Source organism: Streptococcus sp. FSL E2-3494 (assembly GCF_038007085.1).
GTDB classification, from domain to species: Bacteria; Bacillota; Bacilli; order Lactobacillales; family Streptococcaceae; genus Streptococcus; species Streptococcus thermophilus.
Window position 1 is genome coordinate 114,768 of sequence record NZ_JBBOWN010000003.1, and the last position, 18,762, is coordinate 133,529.

Sequence of the window (18,762 nt, forward strand, 5' to 3'; positions counted from 1 at the left end):
ACAGGTGGTGTGTTTTGAGAGTAGCTATTTTAGCTGATACTCTTCTAGAAAATAGTATTTTGTACGCAGTGTGACGATTTGCACAAAAAGCTAGAGGGAAAGCTTTTTAGATTGACTGACTATCAATCACAAGATGTTCTTTGATAGAAACCATTTTGTACCAACACGGTTTTGCGTTTGTTGGTATTGAACTGCACCTAGGGAAATGGTGGTTCGATGTTAGTAAATAAGGATTTTGGATGGTGATTATCCAAATTTAAAAATTGTTTTAACTTGTTATTGACTAAAGGAAGCAAGTCCTTGATGAGAATTAGGAACTAGAGGGTAAGAAGCATATTGGAATGGTGTTTTAGAGATGGAATTTGACTAGATGTTTGTGAGAGCATCTGTCTATGCTACATTGACTATTTTCAATGGTCGTGTGGGATAGAGACTGTTTTCGACTTTTAATTTCAGGGTAGATTGGGGATTTACCTCTAGAAATTGAAAAGAGTTCAAATGGATTGATCGGCACTTGTATCTTAAAGTAGGTAATACACCTATGAACCTATGTTTCCATACATCAGGGAGCAAGTTTTAATTTGAATAGGGGATACATCTAGAGAAATCTAGATGCTTTTTTTCATTTTATGACATCTTTTGCGAATAAGTAATGGAGTGTATAAAGGAGGGAGTCATGTTAATCGCTAAAAATCAGAAAGGGCTCTTGGTTTCGGCTCTTGAAAATGGGTTGAATCGTGAGGAAATTTATAGGTGCCCTGGCTGTCAAGGAATTGTATTGTTGAGACAGGGAAAGGTATTATGCCCGCATTTTGCCCATAAATCTTTGCAGGATTGTCAGTTTTTCTCAGAAAACGAATCGGCCCAACATTTATCCCTAAAAGCCACTGTGTATCAATCCCTGGACAATCATGGTGAAAGAGTTTGTATTGAAAAGGTTCTGCCTGAGTTAGGTCAAATTGCGGATTTATTCGTTGGAGATTCCTTAGCTTTGGAAGTCCAGTGTTCTCGTTTATCACAGAAACGTTTAAGAGAGCGGACTTTAGCTTACCATCAAATAGGTTACGAGGTACGATGGCTTTTGGGGAAAGAACTGTGGTTGGGACAGCGTTTAACAGATCTACAGCGTGATTTTCTTTATTTTACAACTAAGATAGGTTTCCACCTCTGGGAACTTGATTGGGAGAGGGAAGAGATTAGACTTAAGTATCTCATCTATGAGGATATTTTTGGGAGAGTTTATTACTTAACTAAGACCTGGTCTTTAATAGAAAATCTCATGACCATATTACGTTTTCCTTATCAGGCCAGAAAGGTGGAGACTTATCAAGTGACTCAGCGAAAGAAAGTCTCACATGTTATTCAACGGGAATTAATGGGGAAAAATCCAAGATGGATGAGAAGGCAGGAGGAGGCTTATCTTAAGGGGATGAATTTGTTAAGTTTGTCCGATCAGGATTTTTTTCCACAAGTGCGGTTTCCAGAGTCTAAGCAAGGATTTGTCCAAATTAGATTATCTATTGATGGTTTTGAAAAGCTTTTTATGCAGTATTATCGAAAAATGGATTTTTCTTATAAGCAAACCCTGTGCCCTCCCATCTTTTATGCTAAAATAGTAGAGTATAGACACAATTAAGGAGAATATTATGTCAGACAATCGTTGTCATTTAGAAGAAAAATATACATGGGATTTGACCACCATTTTTGCGACAGACGCTAATTGGGAGACTGAATATGAAAGCATTGTTCAGGATTTGAAGAAGGCTAGTTCCTTTGCTGGTCACCTCTTGGACTCAGCCAAGAATTTGCTTGAGGCAACAGAACTTTATATGAGTTTGATGCGTCGTTTGGAAAAAATCTACGTTTATGCGTCAATGAAAAATGACCAAGATACAACGGTAGGTCTTTACCAAGAGTACAAAGCCAAAGCCTCAAACCTATACTCACAGTTGAGTGAAGCCTTTGCCTACTTTGAGCCTGAATTTATGGCTTTGGAAGCTGAAAAAATAGTATCCTTCAAAGAACAAGAGCCAGGTCTTGGACTTTATGACCACTATTTCGAACGTCTTTTGGCAAACAAAGACCACGTTCTTTCTCAAGAAGCAGAAGAACTCTTGGCAACAGCTGGTGATATTTTTAATGGTCCAACGGATACCTTCAACGTCTTGGATAATGCTGATATCCTCTTTCCATGGGTATCGGATGGTCAAGGGGATGTGATTGAGTTGACACATGGTAACTTTATCACCCTCATGGAATCTAAGAATCGTGAAGTCCGTAAGGGAGCCTATGAAGCTATGTATGGAACTTATGAGCAGTTCCAACATACCTATGCACAAACACTTCAAGGCGTTGTCAAGGTTCACAATTATATGGCTAAAGTTCGTCACTATAATTCGGCACGTCATGCAGCACTTGCAGCTAACTTTATTCCAGAAAGTGTTTATGACTCACTCTTAGAATCAGTGAATAGGCATTTGCCACTTTTGCACCGTTACCTTGATTTGCGTAAGAAGGTGTTGGGACTTGATAAGCTTAAGATGTATGATGTTTATGCACCACTTTCTGAGGCAGAGACTGCTCTTACTTATGAAGAAGCCCTCAAGAAAGCAGAGGAAGTCTTGGCTATCTTTGGTGAGGAGTATAGTAAAGGGGTTCATACAGCCTTTACGGAACGTTGGATTGATGTTCACCCTAACAAAGGGAAACGTTCAGGTGCCTACTCAGGTGGTGCCTATGATACCAATGCTTTCATGCTTTTGAACTGGCAAGACACTTTGGACAATCTCTTTACCTTGGTTCACGAGACTGGCCACAGTTTGCATTCAACTTTCACACGTCAGACACAACCATATGTTTACGGAGATTACCCAATCTTCTTGGCTGAAATTGCGTCTACAACTAATGAAAATATCTTGACAGAAACACTTCTTAAAGAAGTTAAAGATGATAAGACACGTTTTGCTATCCTTAACCACTATTTAGATGGATTTAAGGGAACCGTCTTCCGTCAAACGCAATTTGCCGAGTTTGAGCATGCTATCCATGAAGCGGATGCATCGGGTCAAATCTTGACAGCAGACTTCTTGAATAAGCTTTATGCAGACCTCAATGAGAAATACTATAACCTTAAAGCTGAAGATAACTACGAAATTCAGTTTGAGTGGGAACGTATTCCGCATTTCTACATGAATTACTATGTCTATCAATATGCTACAGGATTTGCAGCAGCAAGCTACTTGGCAGAAAAGATTGTTCATGGTAATGAAGAAGATAAAGAAGCTTACCTTACGTACCTTAAGGCAGGTAGCTCAGACTATCCTTTGGAAGTTATCAAGAAAGCTGGCGTTGACATGACCAACACTGATTACTTGGATGCAGCTTTCAAGGTTTTCGAAGACCGCTTAGTTGAATTGGAAGCTTTGGTTGAAAAAGGTGTTCATCTTTCTTAAAAAGAAGTCAGTATACTATATTGAGAGAATCATTCTGGAAAAGAGTGGTTCTTTTTTAGGTTTAAGAGTGGCTGTCTTAAATGTAGGTTTTTACAATCTAATGACTGGGAATGTCAAAAAAGATGTTTCTATTAATCAAAATCTCTAGCACTCGATAGGGATTTTTTATATAATAATACACATGGTTAAATCATATAGTAAAAATGCAAACCACAACATGCGTCGTCCTATAGTAAACAAGGATATCGTGGACTACATGCGAAAGCATCTTAAGGAGAGTACAGGGCACTTGGCTGAACTGGAGGTCTTTGCTCGTAAGGAGAATATTCCGATTATCCAACACGAGGTTGTTGCATATTTCCGATTTTTGTTGCAGACCTTACAGCCTAAGAAAATTCTTGAGGTAGGAACAGCTATTGGTTTTTCAGCCCTTCTTATGGCTGAATATGCACCTGATGCTCAGATTACGACAATTGATCGTAATGAAGAAATGATTGGCTTTGCCAAGGAAAATCTAGCTAAGTATGACAGTCGCAAACAAATTACCTTGGTCGAAGGAGATGCTGCCGAGGTATTGCAAGACTTAGACACAAATTATGATTTTGTCTTTATGGACTCAGCCAAGTCTAAATATATCGTCTTTCTGCCTGAAATCTTAAAACATCTTACAGTTGGTGGTGTCATTGTCTTTGATGATGTTTTCCAAGGTGGGGATATTGCCAAAGACATCATGGAGGTTCGTCGTGGTCAGCGAACTATCTATCGTGGCTTGCATCGCCTTTTTGATGCGACTTTAGATAACCCTGATTTGACTGCTAGTTTGATACCTATGAGTGATGGACTTCTTATGATTCGGAAAAATTCTGAAAATATTATTTTGCCAGATTAAGCATTATTTAAGTAAGTGTGGTATAATAATAGAGATTTTGACAATTTAAGGAGTAGATAAAATGGCTAAAGAAAATGAAAACCTTGAGTCAACAGAAGAAACTGTTGAAGAGGTTGTAGCAGATAAAGATACAGAACAAGAGCAACTTGATCGTCAAAAAGAAGAAGAGGAAAGCATTGCCCTCGCCAGAGAAAAAGCGAAAGAAAAAGCTAAACGTGTTAAAACTAAGAAAACTCGTGATGCCGTTAAAACAAGATCAGGTGCTCCCTTTCTCCGAGGTCTTGCCCTTGTAGCTGTTTCAGCCCTTGTTGGTGCTGGTGCTATGTATGTTTATCTAGGAAACAAAACGACTGAAGAAACAATCTTAGTATCTATGAAAGGTGATACTGTTACTGTTGGGGATGTCTTTAATTTGCTTAAAGGTAGCAACCAAACACAACAAAGTGTTTTGAGTGTAACGTTGCAAAAGGTTCTTGAAAAAGAATACGGTAACAAGGTCAGCAAAGAAGATGTTGATAAAGCCTATAAACAAGCTTCAAAACAATACGGAGACCAATTTTCACAAGTGCTTGCAGCCTATGGTCAGACAGAAGAGTCATACCGTACTCAAATCCGTACACAGAAATTGGTTGAGTACGCTGTTAACCAAGCTGCACAAAAATATTTGACGGAAGCAAATTACAAGGCTGCTTATGATAATTACATACCAAATACAGAGGTGCAAGTAGTTTCAACTACTGATAAAGCCGTGGCAGATAAAGTAGCTTCTGAAGCTAAAGCAGAAGGAGCAGACTTCTCGAAAGTTGCTAAGGATAACAACTTGAAAGTAACTTCTAAGACAGTTAACTCGGCTTCTCAAGACTTTCCAACAGATGTTTTGACAGCGGCCTTCAAGCAAGATGCTAATGCCGTTTCTGATGTAGTAACTGTTTCAAACAGCTCAACTGGTGCTGCAACTTACTACGTCGTCAAAACTGTTTCAAAATCTGAGAAAAATGCAGATTGGAAAAACTATAAAGATGATTTGACTAAGATAATCATCAATGGTAAGAAAGCTGATACTAATTTCACTAACTCAGTAATTGCCAAGGTTCTTAAAAAATACAATGTTAAGGTTGTAGATAAAGCCTTTAGTGGAATTCTTGACCAGTATGTGACTAGTTCTGGAGCTTCATCAAGTTCAACATCAAGCTCTAGCAAATAAATCATAAGATCAAGTTGATAATGTTGTTATCAACTTGACCTAAGACCTAAAACACGTTAAAATGGAAAGTAACAAAGAGTTTTAATGTTAGGAAACTCTGAGTCTTCCCTTTGAGAAAGGTAATCATTGATTCAGATACAGAAAAGTGGCGGTCGCTGCGAGCCATGGACGGATGAGATTACTTGCTACTCAAAGTTTATAATTAAAGAAAAATAAGAATGACAAGGTCATTGAATGAAGGTGGTACCGCGGTTCACGTCGCCCTTCGTTTAGTGGTTTTGTCTTTTATTCTTTTAGTATTTTCTAAATGGTATAAATTAAGAAATAATTAAGGAGAAATAATGAAACAACTTACTTCAGCACAAATTCGCCAAATGTGGCTTGATTTCTGGAAATCAAAAGGTCATGCTGTTGAACCATCAGCTAACTTGATTCCAGTTAACGACCCAACTCTTCTTTGGATTAACTCAGGGGTTGCCACTTTGAAGAAATATTTTGATGGCTCTGTGATTCCTGAAAATCCACGTATCACCAACTCACAAAAGGCTATCCGTACCAATGATATCGAAAACGTTGGTAAGACAGCTCGTCACCACACAATGTTTGAAATGCTTGGTAACTTCTCAGTTGGTGATTACTTCCGTGATGAGGCTATCGAGTGGGGTTATGAGCTTTTGACAAGCCCAGAGTGGTTTGATCTTCCAAAAGACAAACTTTACATGACTTATTACCCGGATGATAAAGATTCATACAACCGTTGGATTGCTTGTGGAGTTGAGCCAAGTCACTTGATTCCAATCGAAGATAATTTCTGGGAAATCGGTGCAGGTCCTTCTGGACCAGACACTGAGATCTTCTTTGATCGTGGAGAAGAATTTGACCCTGATAATATTGGTATTCGCTTGCTTGAAGAGGATATTGAAAACGACCGTTACATTGAAATTTGGAACATTGTTTTGTCACAATTTAATGCAGATCCAGCTGTTCCACGTTCAGAATACAAAGAGCTTCCTAATAAAAACATTGATACGGGTGCAGGTCTTGAACGTCTTGTAGCCGTAATGCAAGGGGCTAAAACAAACTTTGAAACAGACCTTTTCATGCCTATTATTCGTGAAATTGAAAAAATGTCTGGTAAAGCTTATGATCCAGATGGTGAAACATTGAGCTTCAAAGTTATCGCAGACCACATACGTTCATTGGCCTTTGCTATCGGTGATGGTGCCCTTCCAGGTAATGAAGGCCGTGGTTATGTTCTTCGTCGTCTTCTCCGTCGTGCCGTAATGCACGGTCGTCGTCTTGGTATTTTTGATGCTTTCTTGTATAAACTTGTCCCAACTGTTGGTCAAATCATGGAAAGCTATTACCCAGAAGTTCTTGAGAAGAAAGACTTTATCGAGAAAATTGTTAAACGTGAAGAAGAAACCTTTGCACGTACTATCGATGCAGGTTCAAGCATGCTTGATGAACTTCTTGCTAACCTTAAGAAATCTGGTAAAGATACGCTTGAAGGTAAAGATATCTTTAAACTTTACGATACTTACGGATTCCCAGTGGAATTGACAGAAGAATTAGCTAAAGACGAAGGCTTCAAGATTGACCATGAAGGTTTCAAAGCTGCCATGAAAGAACAACAAGACCGTGCGCGTGCTAGCGTGGTTAAAGGTGGGTCTATGGGTATGCAAAATGAAACTCTTGCTAACATCACTGAACCATCTGAGTTCTTGTATGAAGCGGAAACTGCAGAAAGTCGTTTGAGCGTAATCGTTGCTGATGATGCTCGTCATGATAGTGTAAATTCTGGCCAGGCTCTTCTTGTCTTTGAACAAACACCATTCTACGCTGAAATGGGTGGACAAGTAGCAGACCACGGTATTATTTCAGATGCAGCGGGTACTACTGTTGCGCGTGTTGTTGATGTTCAACGTGCACCAAATGGACAAGCTCTTCATACTGTTGAGGTTGAAGGTGAACTTGTTGTCGGAGCTAACTACAAACTTGAAATTGACCACTCACGTCGTCACCGTGTTATGAAAAACCACACAGCAACTCACCTCTTGCATGCTGCCCTTCACAACATCGTTGGTAATCACGCAGTCCAAGCCGGTTCTCTTAACGAGCAAGAATTCTTGCGTTTCGACTTCACTCACTTTGAGGCGGTAACTCCAGAAGAATTACGTGCTATCGAAGAACAGGTCAACGAAGAAATCTGGAAAGCAACTCCAGTAACAACTATTGAAACAGATATTGACACTGCTAAGTCAATGGGAGCTATGGCCCTCTTTGGTGAAAAATATGGTAAGCGTGTTCGTGTCGTTTCAATCGGCGACTACTCTGTTGAGCTTTGTGGTGGTACTCACGTTGCCAACACAGCTGAAATCGGTATGTTCAAGATTGTTAAAGAAGAAGGTATCGGTTCAGGAACACGTCGTATCTTGGCAGTTACATCACGTGAAGCTTACCTTGCTTATCGTGAAGAAGAAGATGCCCTCAAATCAATCGCAGCAACACTTAAGGCTCCACAATTGAGAGAAGTGCCTAACAAGGTTGCTAGCCTTCAAGAGCAATTGCATGCCCTTCAAAAAGAAAATGCTACTCTTAAAGAAAAAGCAGCTGCCGCTGCCGCTGGTGACGTCTTCAAAGATGTTAAAGAAGCTAACGGTGTTCGTTACATTGCTAGCCAAGTAGAAGTTTCTGATGCTGGTGCCCTTCGTACTTTTGCTGACCAATGGAAACAAGCAGACTACTCAGATGTTCTTGTCCTTGCGGCTCACATCAGAGAAAAAGTTAATGTCCTTGTAGCAAGTAAGTCTGAAAACGTTCACGCAGGTAATCTTATCAAGGTTCTTGCACCAATCGTATCAGGTCGTGGTGGTGGTAAACCAGATATGGCTATGGCCGGTGGTAGCGATGCTAACAGTATCCAAGATCTTCTCTCAGCAGTAGCAGAACAGTTTTAAGATGTGATACAATAAAAGAAACTTAAAAGGTAGGATGAAAATCCTATCTTTTTTCTTAAAAAAATTAGTAATAATATTGAAATAATTGTAAAAAAATATTTCAAAGGGGTATAATAAAAGTGTGAAAACGGTTCCTATTTTTTTATCAAACAGCCTAGAAAGTGAGAGTGATCAAAAAGAGAAAGGCATATGTTTTTAAGGAACGTCAACGTTACTCAATACGTAAATATTCTTTTAGAGCTACATCAGTTTTGATTGGTGCAAGTTTGATGCTTGGTGGACATGTTTTGGCTCAGGAACAAGCCAATAGCGTAAGTTCCAGCAAGGACTATGAAGTTATTTTAAATAATTCTGAAGCACCACAATTTGAGCAGGCAACTTAGGAAGCTGTTACCGATGTTCTCAATGAACCTGTGTCAAAATCGGAAGCACCAAGACCTAATCTTACCAGCAGTGAAGTTGCTTCTGTTTCTAAATCAGAGGTGGCTAGCCCACGTTCTGAAGCGACGTCAGTGGCTAGTTCAGAAGTGGCAAGTGAAATTGACCGTTAAGCGACTTCAGAAGTTGCTGAAGCTAGACCTACTGACCGTGAAGCTGTCGATACTAGTCTTCGGACTGTCTCAACTAATGCTAGTCATCCTGGTGCAGATGGTCTAGTGACTGCTGATGTTTTTCTTGATATCCCATCATACGGTACGTTTTATTTCCGTCGTACAACTGAAATTCGTACAGCTCCAGTCATGGATATCAAACCTACTTTTGTCTTTAGTTCAGGCGACCATGTTATCTATGACAAGGTCTTGAAGAGAGACAATCACCAATGGATTTCTTATGTGTCATACAATGGTACTCGTCGTTATGTCGACCTAGGTGTTGTCGTAGAGTCTCTGGCTAAACCAAGAGGCGACATGGCTATTGAAAGTCATGATAATGGTGACTTTAGCGTGGTTATCAGTAATGTATCAGATCAAAATGGTGTCGTAGGAGTGTCTGTTCCAATCTGGTCTGAAAGGAATGGCCAAGATGACATCATTTGGTACAATGCGACTCGTCTTAATAATCGTAACTACAAGGTTAATGTCGGTCTAAGTGACCACAAGAATGAACGTGGTCTCTACAATGTACATCTTTACTTTGTTGAAACTAATGGTAAATTAGTTGGTGTGGGTGGCACAACTCACACAGTTCCTGCCAAGGTTGAAGAAACTCATATAACTACTGGCCATAGCCTTCCTGACTCAGGAACTTATACCTTCAAAGAACGTTCTATTATTAAAGCAGAACCAAGTGTCGTAAGCCCAGAGTTGGCCTACTATGATGCTGGTATGTCTGTTAACTATGACAAAGTGGTGACTGCAGATGGTCATACATGGCTCTCTTATGTTAGTCGTGGAGGTAACCGCCGTTACATTGCTATTGATGGTAAGGCAACAGCAGTTGCTCAATCAGCAAGCCCAAGCCTAGCGATAACTGGAACCTATACCTTTACAAAACCTAGCTCTATTAAGGCTCAACCAAGTGTTGCTAGCCCAGAGTTAGCCTACTATGATAAGGTCATGTCCGTTCGCTATGACAAGGTCCTAACAGCTGATGGCCACACCTGGTTGTCTTATGTAACCTATAGCGTTTAAGACGCTATGTGGTGGATATTTCTTAAGAGTTGTAACATCACTCTCTTTAACTAGTACGAAAAAGATTACTATTTGTTTAGTAATCTTTTTACTTTTGATTTTTAGAAAATAACGAATATATAAATATAAGTCGGTCATTTTTGTCGATTATGACGAAAATCGGATAGTTTATGAGTTTATGATTAAAGTGGGAACAAGTCAAAAAAATTGGTATACTAGTGGGCAAGTGAGAAATATTTAGTAATATTTTGTAAAACACTTGTAATGTTTGTTACCTAGCGTTACAATCAACCTGTAACATCAATTTGATAGGGAGAATAATTGATATGAAACGAGAAAAATTTTTACACGAACAATAACGTTTTTCAATTCGTAAATATTCTTTTGGGGCTGCGTCAGTTCTTTTAGGAGCTAGTTTGGTCTTTGCGAGCCAAGCTTTGGCTGACGAACACCACGAAGTAGCAACAACCTCAGATACCATTTTGCGTGCGACTTCAGATAGTGATGCTATGACAGCGACTGATATTTTCAGTGGCGTAGCAACAGATGGAGTAGCGTCAAGTAATAAAGCAAGCCAAGTCTCAACAACTAGCCAAACCGCTAGTGAAGCTGCTACTAGCGAGGCTACAAGTGAAGTGAGTGCTAGTATCTCACAAGCAGCATATAAAACATCTGAATCAACAGTTGCCAGCTCAGAAGCAGCAAGTGGTACAAATACTTCATCTGAAACAGTCACTAACTTTGATGTATCTGCCTTAACGAGAGCAGCTGTCAATACTAGTTTGGTGAGCCAACCGGATACAACTACAGCAAGCGGCCTTCTAAGCCAAGGAACTTATGTCTACAAGGAGCGTACAGAAATAAAGAATCAACCGAAGGTTTCTGCCAAGGCTGAATTCTATGTGAATCCAGGGGGACAGCGTCTTTTACGACCAAGTCGTGACAGCTGACGGCTACCAATGGATTAGCTACAAATCATACTCTGGTGTGCGTTATTATGCTCAAGTGAAACCGGTGGAAGCTGGTAGTGGTGACGGTAATAGTGGTAATGGGAATGGGAATCCTTCTAATGACGCTTAGGCCACAACAGGTGCTTTGAACATCCCAGCGACAGGAACTTTCTACTTTACACGCGATACAGATATTAAGAAGGAACCAAAAGAAGACCTCAAACCCACTTTTGTTTTTGGCAAGGGAGACCATGTCATCTATGATAAGGTTTTGACAGCCGATGGCCGCACATGGCTCTCATACATGACAATGAGTGGTGCTCGTCGTTACGTCAATATTGCTTAATGAGATAAAAAGTCTGGTTAGACAATGTGTCCAGCCTTTTTTGATAGCCTCTCTTTATCAGATGATTGAATTTTTCAATTTTTGTGATGTCTTTTGGAGTGCTATAATGGTTAACATAGAATCGAGGTTACTATGAAAATTGCATTGGTACAGATGGATGTTGCCCACGGACAGCCTGTGGAAAATAAAAAGCACGTGAAAGAGATGTTGGAAAGAGCACTTGTTGCTAATCCCGATGTCATTGTACTTCCTGAAATGTGGAATACAGGCTACGCTTTAGATGAACTGGATGGGCTTGCAGATAAGGAAGGTTTGGAATCTCAAGAATTCTTGTCTCAGTTTGCCAGAGAACATGCTGTTGCTATTCTTGGAGGGTCTGTTGCTATTGAGAGAGACGGAAAATTCTACAATACGACTTATGTTTACAACAAGTCTGGGAACCTAATCAATATCTACAGTAAGGTCCATCTCTTTGGTCTTATGGCAGAGGACCGGTATATGTCTGCTGGGGATGCGGAGTCTATTTTTGAGCTTGATGGTGTGATAGCGGCAAGTGTCATTTGTTATGATATTCGTTTTCCTGAGTGGGTGCGAACACAGATGGCACAAGGGGCCAAGGTGCTTTTTGTGGTAGCGCAGTGGCCAGAACCTCGAGTGCAGCAATGGGAGATTTTATTAAAGGCGCGTGCGGTTGAAAATCAAGCCTTTGTGGTAGCCGTTAACCGTGTCGGAGCAGGACCAGATCCAGATGATGTCTTTTCAGGGCATTCTATGATTATAGATCCACTAGGAAATGTAGTCTTGCAGGCTAAGGAATATGAGGAGGGCATTTTTACGGCTGAGATTAATCTTGAAGAGGTGGACCGAGTGCGAGGTCAAATTCCCGTTTTTGAGGACCGTCGCACGGACTTGTATTATTAGGGAGATTTTATGTTATTTGAAGAATCGGATTTATTGAAAGAATTGCCAGAACAGTTTTTTGCAGGGTTAGTTGCTAAGGTGAATGCCAAGGTGGCAGAAGGAGCAGATATTATCAATCTTGGTCAGGGAAATCCCGACCAACCGACCTATGACCATATTGTTGAGGCCTTGCGTGTCTCAGCGAAAAATCCTGCCAATCACAAGTATTCGCAGTTTCGTGGCAATCGTCCTTTTAAGGAAGCAGCTGCTAGTTTTTACAAGAACCATTATGGGGTTGATTTGGATTCGGAGCGTGAAATTTGTGTCATGGGTGGGGCTAAGATTGGTCTTGTGGAATTGCCCCTAGCTTTGATGAATCCTGGTGATCTCCTGCTCTTACCTGATCCAGGTTATCCTGATTACTTGTCGGGAGTGAGTCTGGGTCGTGTAGCCTATGAAACTTTTCCTTTGACGGCTGAAAATGATTTTTTGCCAGATTTGGAAGCTATTCCTGAGGGGATAGCTCGCCGTGCTAAGTTTATCTATATCAATTACCCTAATAATCCTACGGGGGCTGTAGCGACAAAGGATTTTTATGAAAAATTGGTTGCCTGGGCTAAGACCTACGAGGTAGGGGTGGTGAGTGATCTGGCTTACGGGGCTTTGGGCTATCAGGGTTATGAGAATCCTAGTTTTTTGGCAACTCCTGGTGCCAAGGATGTAGGCATTGAGTTTTATACTTTCTCAAAAACCTTTAATATGGCAGGTTGGCGTTTGGCATTTGCGGGTGGAAATGCTGAAATGATTGAAGCCTTGAATCTGATTCAAGACCATCTTTTTGTGGGGGTTTTTCCCGCTTTGCAGGAAGCTGGGATTGCAGCCCTTTTAGATCCTAAATCTGAAGAGGCAGTGGCCCAACTAAATGCGGTTTATGATAGCCGTCGAAATGCTTTTGTTCAGGTAGCTGCTAAGATTGGCTGGCAAGCCTTCCCATCCAGAGGTTCCTTTTACGCTTGGATGCCTGTACCTAAGGGCTATACCAGTGAAAGTTTTGCAGATCTTTTGCTTGAGAAGGCCCATGTTGCTGTGGCACCAGGAAAAGGGTTTGGACCAGCAGGTGATGCTTATGTTCGTATCGGGCTTTTGGTAGAGCCGGAGCGTCTGGTCGAAGCTGTCAATCGTATTGCCGACCTGCATTTATTTAATAAGTAGATAGCAATTATGAAAACAAGCAGTTAAAAAAACACTGCTTGTTTTTCATATTTTTGCACTTCCTTCTTGACAAATGAATAAAAATACAATAAACTAATCACATATTTATAAAAAAGGAGCGCATAAATGAAAGTTTCAATCGTTGGTATCACTGGTTATAGTGGTTTAGAGTTAGTTAAAATTTTGAATAATCATAAAAAAGTAGAACTTGTTTCTATTCACGCAACCAAGGAAGTGGGCCGACGATTGTCTGATGTGTACCCCTATTTGGCAGGTGTTTGTGATTTAAAAATAGAATATTTTGATGCGCAAGAGATTATAGAAAAGGCAGACTTAGTCTTCTTTGCTACACCTTCTGGAGTTGCTAGTTCGCTAGCAGAGGAATTTGTTCAGGCTGATTTTCCTATTATTGATTTGTCTGGTGATCATCGCTTGCCAGCAGATGTTTATCAAGAATGGTATAAAAAATCACCTGCCAAGAAAATGATTTTGAATAAATTTACATATGCATTGTCAGAATATACAGATGTTAAGGGTAAGAAATTTATTGCCAATCCTGGATGCTATGCGACAGCGACAGAGTTAGCCATGATTCCTTTGGTGGCAGCCGGTCTTATTGAGACTGATAGTATCATTGTAGATGCCAAGTCTGGTTTAACTGGTGCGGGTAAAGCTTTGAGTGAGTCTAGTCATTTTGTTAATGTTCACGATAATTACATGACTTATAAGCTCAATCATCATCAGCATATTCCAGAGATTGTACAAACTTTGCAGGCTTTTGATGCTGATATGCCGGAGATTCAGTTTTCAACGTCGCTTTTACCGGTTAATCGTGGAATCATGGCTACAGTTTATTGCAAATTGAAGAAGGACGTAGCTGTCTCTGATATCGCTTCAGCCTTTGCAAAAGCCTATGATGATAAACCTTTTGTACGTGTACAAGAAAACTTACCAGAACTACATAATGTCATTGGATCGAATTTTACAGACATCGGCTTTGCCTATAATGAGAAAACCAATGTTATGACAGTTATTTCAGTCATTGATAATCTGCTAAAAGGAGCATCTGGACAGGCAGTGCAAAATCTCAACCTCATGCAGGGGTGGGATGAGACGGAAGGTTTACATATGAAACCGTCATACTTGTAGATGTAAGCATAGAGTTAGGAGAAAAAATATGAAAGTCATAGATGGAACAATTGCTAGCCCGCTAGGATTCTCAGCAGATGGGCTACATGCAGGATTTAAAAAGAGAAAGATGGATTTTGGTTGGATTGTCTCTGAAAAGCCAGCTAGTGTTGCAGGTGTTTACACGACCAACAAGGTTATTGCAGCTCCTCTGATTGTAACCAAGACCTCGGTGAAAAAAGCTGGTAAAATGAGGGCTATTGTCGTTAACTCAGGTGTAGCCAATTCTTGTACAGGGACCCAAGGCTTAGAAGATGCATACACCATGCAGGAGTGGACAGCTGAAAAGCTAGGTGTTGAACCTGATATGATTGGTGTGGCTTCTACAGGGATTATCGGTGAGTTGCTACCAATGGATACCTTGAAAAATGGTCTTTCCAAGTTGGTGGTAAATGGAAACGCGAATGATTTTGCCAAGGCAATTTTGACGACAGATACAGCGACTAAGACTATTGCTGTGACGGAGACTTTTGGACGTGATGTAGTCACTATGGCTGGTGTTGCTAAGGGCTCAGGTATGATTCACCCTAATATGGCGACAATGCTTGGGTTTATTACTTGTGATGCTAATATTTCTAGCGATACTCTTCAATTGGCCTTGAGCCAAAATGTTGAAAAGACCTTTAATCAGATTACGGTTGATGGGGATACTTCGACCAATGATATGGTTCTTGTCATGTCCAATGGTTGCGCGCTCAATGATGAGATTCTGCCAGATACACCAGAGTTCGATAAATTTTCGAAAATGCTTAATTTCGTGATGCAAGAACTGGCTAAGAAGATTGCCAAGGATGGTGAAGGCGCCAATAAGCTCATCCAGGTTGATGTGGTCAATGCTCCTAATGCCCTTGATGCCCGTATGATGGCAAAATCTGTAGTCGGTTCAAGTCTGGTCAAAACAGCCATCTTTGGTGAAGATCCTAACTGGGGGCGTATTTTAGCTGCTGTTGGCTATGCCGGTGTGGATGTGCCTGTGGACAATGTTGATATCATGCTTGGCGGTCTGCCAGTCATGCTAGCCTCTAGTCCTGTGACCTTTGATGATGAAGAAATGAAAGACATCATGCACGGGGATGAAGTGACCATAACAGTAGACCTTCATTCGGGCCAAGAAAAAGGGACGGCATGGGGTTGTGACCTCTCTTACGATTACGTTAAAATTAACGCTCTCTACCACACCTAGACTATTTATGACAAAGGAGTTAACTAATGACTACCGAATATATTGTAATTAAGATTGGTGGAGTAGCCAGTAAACAGCTAACTCCTGAGATACTGGCTAAACTGTCAGAATGGCAGCAGGCTGGTCAAAAAATAATCATCGTCCATGGGGGTGGCTTTGCTATCAATCAACTCATGGAGGAACATGACATCACAATTCACAAGGTCAATAGTCTACGTGTGACGAGTCAGTCAGATATGGTCTTAATTAAAGAAGCCTTGGTTGACATAGTTGGGAAAAACTTGGCGGGTCAGTTGACACAAGCGGGTTTTCCAATCTATCAGGTTGTAGATGAGCTGCCAGATCTTGTTCATGCTGATTTTTTAGATCAAGAGATCTATGGTTACGTGGGAGAGGTCAAGTCTATTACTAATCAGACCCTAGTGGCACTTCTATCTCAAGGCAAGATACCATTGATTCCTAGCTTAGGTTACAGTGAGCAGGGTGATTTGCTGAATATCAACGCCGATTACCTTGCAAGAGCGGTGGCTATTAGTCTAGGATCCAAAAAGCTTATTCTCATGACAGATGTCAAGGGTGTTTTAGAGAATGGGCAGGTTTTGAATCATTTGAATATTGTAGATGTTCAGAAAAAAGTAGATTCAGGTGTGATTACTGGAGGCATGATTCCTAAAATTCAAAGCGCTGTTCAGACGGTTGAATCTGGTGTTGATCAGGTCATTATTGGTGATAACCTTACAGATGGTACAATAATCAAGGAGTAAACGATGACAAAATTATTTTCAAATTATAAACGGGCAGCGATTGATTTTGCTTCGGCTCAAGGCAATTATTTGACAGATACCACTGGCAAGACCTATTTGGATTTTTCATCTGGTATCGGGGTGACTAATCTTGGCTATCATCCCCGTGTCAATCAAGCTCTAACAGATCAGGTAGGCAAGATTTTGCACCAGCCTAACCTTTATTACAATCAGTTGCAAGAAGATGTTGCCGGTCTTTTAACTGGTGACAAGGACTATCTGGCCTTTTTCTGTAACAGTGGTGCAGAAGCCAATGAGGCAGCCATAAAAATCGCCCGTAAGGCATCGGGTAAACAAGAAATCATTACCTTCCAAAATTCCTTCCACGGTCGAACCTTCGGATCCATGTCTGCCACTGGTCAGGATAAAATCAAACAAGGTTTTGGTGAAGGCGTGCCCCACTTTAGCTATGCCATTTTTAACGACATGGACAGTGTTAAGGCTCTAGCCAATAAAGAAACGTCGGCCATTATGCTTGAGTTGGTTCAAGGAGAATCAGGTGTTCAACCAGCGGACAAGGCCTTTGTCAAGGCTTTGTCTGATTACTGTCAGGAAACTGGTATTTATCTCATCGTAGACGAAGTTCAGACTGGTATTGGTCGTACTGGTAAGCTCTTTGCTTATGAACATTACGATATTGAGCCAGACATCTTTACCCTGGCCAAAGGTTTGGCAAATGGTGTACCAGTTGGTGCCATGCTTGCTAAGTCATCTCTTGGAGGGGCTTTCTCTTATGGAAGTCACGGCTCTACTTTTGGTGGCAATAAACTATCTATGGCAGCGGCCAAGGCTACGCTTGAAGTCATGTTGACTCCAGGTTTTCTGGATACTGCCCTTGAAAATGGGAACAAGCTACAAGTTAAATTGCAAGAGGTCTTGTCTGATAAAGAGACAGTGACCTCTGTGCGTGGATTGGGCTACATGATTGGAATTGAGACTACTGGAAATCTAAGTGAACTGGTACAAGCTGCTAGAGATAAGGGATTAATTGTCTTAACTGCAGGGACAAATGTTATCCGTCTTCTGCCTCCAATCACTCTAAGTGATGCTGAAATCGAAAAAGGTGTGGCTATCCTATCAGAAATATTTGACTAGACAAGAAGAAATCACTTGATTTACAGTCAAGTGATTTCTTTTACTTATTGTCAGTAGTAATCTTGCTTAGAAGTCCTTTAGCTGTTGTTGTTGGCAGAATACGGACACGATTAAGTGAGAGAAGGCCATCATTGGCACTCGCTAATCCTTCGTTAGTTGTCAGTCCTAACTTGTAAGTTTTTTTAGCTAGGTCCAGTGTTGTTTGATTGTAGCGACCTGATGGATAAGCAATGGTGTTGACCTTGATGTTGAGTTTGTCCTCAAGAAAGTCAATAGAATTCGTTAATTCATCCTTTTGCGTCGCCTTGTCAGTGACAGACAAATCAGGGTGATTGACCGTATGAGATTGGAAGCTCATGCCGTGTGCCATCATTTCCTTCATCTGTTTAACGGTCAGATTTCCAACGTTCCCTTTCTTAACAAAGCTAGTGATTATATTATTGGTTGCCTTCGCCTTGTATTTTTTGAGAATCGGGTAGGCAATTGTATAGAAGTCTTCGTTACCATCGTCAAAGGTCAGCCAGACAACCTTCTTAGAAGGTAGGGCATTTTCAGAGAAGGCTTTGTAGGCTTCTTCAGGCGTTAGAAAGTAGTATCCTGCATCTACCATGGCCTTAATTTGCGCTTCAAAATTGTCCGGAGCAACAATGAGGTTAGCGTTAGAGGCCTCAGATGGATCCATAACGTGAACAGCATGGTACATGAGGATAGGGATTTGAACAGGGTCATCATAGGTTTTCCACTTAGCTGTACTCTTAGATTGACTGGTCTGATTCTGTTGTTGGTTGTTTGTCGACTGATTTGGTCGGTTTAGCATAAAAACGGCCAATAGACCAAGAAGGACCAGGTTTAGGACAAGCAGAAGTAGTTTCAATTTTTTTCTTTTAACTTGACTTGTTTTTTTCTTTTGAGAAGTCATTGTATCCCCTTTCAAATAGGTCAAGCTATT

General features: G+C 40.7%; 12 protein-coding genes and 2 pseudogenes. 13 read left to right on the forward strand and 1 reads right to left on the reverse strand.

All coding sequences use genetic code 11. The annotated features are described in order from the left end of the window. Positions 1-676 precede the first annotated feature (676 nt). The 13 genes and pseudogenes from NST05_RS10225 to NST05_RS10305 all read left to right on the forward strand — a co-directional run bounded on the left by NST05_RS10225 (position 677) and on the right by NST05_RS10305 (position 17,813). Positions 677-1,636, forward strand: coding sequence for a competence protein CoiA (locus NST05_RS10225; protein ID WP_179972697.1), 960 nt, complete (start codon positions 677-679; stop codon positions 1,634-1,636). A 10-nt stretch (positions 1,637-1,646) separates the two neighbouring features. Continuing rightward, on the forward strand, positions 1,647-3,452 hold the full coding sequence (gene pepF / locus NST05_RS10230) for an oligoendopeptidase F (protein ID WP_340743031.1): 1,806 nt from the start codon (positions 1,647-1,649) through the stop codon (positions 3,450-3,452). A 181-nt stretch (positions 3,453-3,633) separates the two neighbouring features. Continuing rightward, on the forward strand, positions 3,634-4,341 hold the full coding sequence (locus NST05_RS10235) for an O-methyltransferase (RefSeq protein ID WP_179974294.1): 708 nt from the start codon (positions 3,634-3,636) through the stop codon (positions 4,339-4,341). 61 nt (positions 4,342-4,402) lie between these two features. After that, positions 4,403-5,545: a peptidyl-prolyl cis-trans isomerase gene (locus NST05_RS10240; protein ID WP_340725872.1), complete on the forward strand. Its 1,143-nt coding sequence runs from the start codon at positions 4,403-4,405 to the stop codon at positions 5,543-5,545. A 341-nt stretch (positions 5,546-5,886) separates the two neighbouring features. After that, the gene (gene alaS, locus NST05_RS10245; protein WP_340743032.1) at positions 5,887-8,505 is read left to right on the forward strand and encodes an alanine--tRNA ligase; all 2,619 of its coding nucleotides are present in this window, start codon (positions 5,887-5,889) and stop codon (positions 8,503-8,505) included. A 167-nt stretch (positions 8,506-8,672) separates the two neighbouring features. Continuing rightward, positions 8,673-10,162, forward strand: a pseudogene (locus tag NST05_RS10260) (SH3 domain-containing protein). 342 nt (positions 10,163-10,504) lie between these two features. Next, positions 10,505-11,432, forward strand: a pseudogene (locus NST05_RS11115) (SH3 domain-containing protein). A 132-nt stretch (positions 11,433-11,564) separates the two neighbouring features. Then, entirely contained in the window at positions 11,565-12,353 is a 789-nt protein-coding gene (locus NST05_RS10280; protein WP_014608049.1) for a carbon-nitrogen family hydrolase, read from the forward strand. A 9-nt stretch (positions 12,354-12,362) separates the two neighbouring features. Beyond that, positions 12,363-13,544, forward strand: a complete 1,182-nt coding sequence (locus NST05_RS10285; protein ID WP_340725868.1) for a pyridoxal phosphate-dependent aminotransferase — start codon at positions 12,363-12,365, stop codon at positions 13,542-13,544. A gap of 126 nt (positions 13,545-13,670) precedes the next feature. Further along, positions 13,671-14,693: an N-acetyl-gamma-glutamyl-phosphate reductase gene (gene argC / locus NST05_RS10290; protein WP_014608051.1), complete on the forward strand. Its 1,023-nt coding sequence runs from the start codon at positions 13,671-13,673 to the stop codon at positions 14,691-14,693. A 28-nt stretch (positions 14,694-14,721) separates the two neighbouring features. Next, the gene (gene argJ / locus NST05_RS10295; protein ID WP_002949910.1) at positions 14,722-15,915 is read left to right on the forward strand and encodes a bifunctional glutamate N-acetyltransferase/amino-acid acetyltransferase ArgJ; all 1,194 of its coding nucleotides are present in this window, start codon (positions 14,722-14,724) and stop codon (positions 15,913-15,915) included. Between the two features lie 26 nt (positions 15,916-15,941). Beyond that, a complete protein-coding gene (argB, locus tag NST05_RS10300; RefSeq protein WP_064355419.1) occupies positions 15,942-16,679 on the forward strand; it encodes an acetylglutamate kinase in 738 nt (245 codons plus the stop codon). A 3-nt stretch (positions 16,680-16,682) separates the two neighbouring features. Next, positions 16,683-17,813: an acetylornithine transaminase gene (locus NST05_RS10305; RefSeq protein ID WP_300976360.1), complete on the forward strand. Its 1,131-nt coding sequence runs from the start codon at positions 16,683-16,685 to the stop codon at positions 17,811-17,813. A 40-nt stretch (positions 17,814-17,853) separates the two neighbouring features. On the opposite strand, the gene NST05_RS10310 is transcribed toward NST05_RS10305, so the two are convergent. Then, positions 17,854-18,732, reverse strand: coding sequence for a polysaccharide deacetylase family protein (locus tag NST05_RS10310; RefSeq protein ID WP_100262392.1), 879 nt, complete (start codon positions 18,730-18,732; stop codon positions 17,854-17,856). Positions 18,733-18,762 lie beyond the last annotated feature (30 nt).

What these genes read in the sequence shown, in the direction of transcription:
- NST05_RS10285 (WP_340725868.1), top strand. Translation starts at nt 12,363, where the DNA reads ATGTTATTTGAAGAATCGGATTTATTGAAAGAATTGCCAGAACAGTTT.
- NST05_RS10225 (WP_179972697.1), top strand. Translation starts at nt 677, where the DNA reads ATGTTAATCGCTAAAAATCAGAAAGGGCTCTTGGTTTCGGCTCTTGAA.
- NST05_RS10235 (WP_179974294.1), top strand. Translation starts at nt 3,634, where the DNA reads ATGGTTAAATCATATAGTAAAAATGCAAACCACAACATGCGTCGTCCT.
- NST05_RS10280 (WP_014608049.1), top strand. Translation starts at nt 11,565, where the DNA reads ATGAAAATTGCATTGGTACAGATGGATGTTGCCCACGGACAGCCTGTG.
- NST05_RS10305 (WP_300976360.1), top strand. Translation starts at nt 16,683, where the DNA reads ATGACAAAATTATTTTCAAATTATAAACGGGCAGCGATTGATTTTGCT.
- NST05_RS10240 (WP_340725872.1), top strand. Translation starts at nt 4,403, where the DNA reads ATGGCTAAAGAAAATGAAAACCTTGAGTCAACAGAAGAAACTGTTGAA.
- argC (WP_014608051.1), top strand. Translation starts at nt 13,671, where the DNA reads ATGAAAGTTTCAATCGTTGGTATCACTGGTTATAGTGGTTTAGAGTTA.
- argJ (WP_002949910.1), top strand. Translation starts at nt 14,722, where the DNA reads ATGAAAGTCATAGATGGAACAATTGCTAGCCCGCTAGGATTCTCAGCA.
- pepF (WP_340743031.1), top strand. Translation starts at nt 1,647, where the DNA reads ATGTCAGACAATCGTTGTCATTTAGAAGAAAAATATACATGGGATTTG.
- argB (WP_064355419.1), top strand. Translation starts at nt 15,942, where the DNA reads ATGACTACCGAATATATTGTAATTAAGATTGGTGGAGTAGCCAGTAAA.
- alaS (WP_340743032.1), top strand. Translation starts at nt 5,887, where the DNA reads ATGAAACAACTTACTTCAGCACAAATTCGCCAAATGTGGCTTGATTTC.
- NST05_RS10310 (WP_100262392.1), bottom strand. Translation starts at nt 18,732, where the DNA reads ATGACTTCTCAAAAGAAAAAAACAAGTCAAGTTAAAAGAAAAAAATTG.